The organism is Variovorax sp. AC103, from assembly GCF_979254005.1.
Genome location: NZ_CEEDFC010000057.1, coordinates 1 through 662 on the forward strand (window position 1 = coordinate 1; position 662 = coordinate 662).

Annotated in this window: 1 protein-coding gene; it reads left to right on the plus strand. The window is 72.2% G+C overall.

What is annotated here, in order from left to right; all coding sequences use genetic code 11:
- The coding region (locus tag AC0IYU_RS34785) for an ArdC-like ssDNA-binding domain-containing protein (protein ID WP_472126949.1) at positions 1 to 662 on the plus strand (662 nt) is incomplete at both ends.

A 662-nucleotide genomic window follows, 5' to 3' on the forward strand; every position in this document is an offset into this window, starting at 1 on the left:
GTGCGCCAGGCCGTGACAGACCGGATCATCGCGATGCTCGAACAGGGCGGCCACGTGTTCCGCGCGCGCTGGGTCGCTGCGGCGTCGCGCGGGTTCCCGCGCAACCTGCAGACGGGGCGGCCCTACCGGGGCGCCAATGTGCTGCTGCTGTGGGACGAGGCCATCACCCAAGGCTATGCGACCCACCTCTGGATGACCTACCGGCAGGCCGCGGCGCTGGGCGGCCAGGTGCGCCGGGGTGAGCACGGTGTGCTGTGCGCGCACTTCGAACGCGTGGACCAGCGCGGTGCCGGTGTCGACGACGGGGCGCGAGCGCGCGGGCGCGCGGATGGCGAGCGTTCGGACAGCGCCACTGCCGATGCCGATGCCGATGCGTCTGCAGCGTGCTCGGGTTTGCTGCGTTGCAGGCCATTTTGGCTGTTCAACCTGGCGCAGGTCGACGGGCTGCCCGAAGGGAGGGGCGCGGTGGGCTCGGGGGCCTCGGAGGCGGCCGTCGAGGCGTCACGGGCGGATGCGCAGGGCATCGGTGGCGAGGGCCGCACTGCGGTGGAAAACGTGCTGCGCCTGGTGGCCGGCTGCAATGCTGTGGTGCGCCATGGCTTCGAGCGCGCGATGTACGTGCCGGCGCTCGACGAGATCCGGTTGCCCCTGCCCGAGCGCTT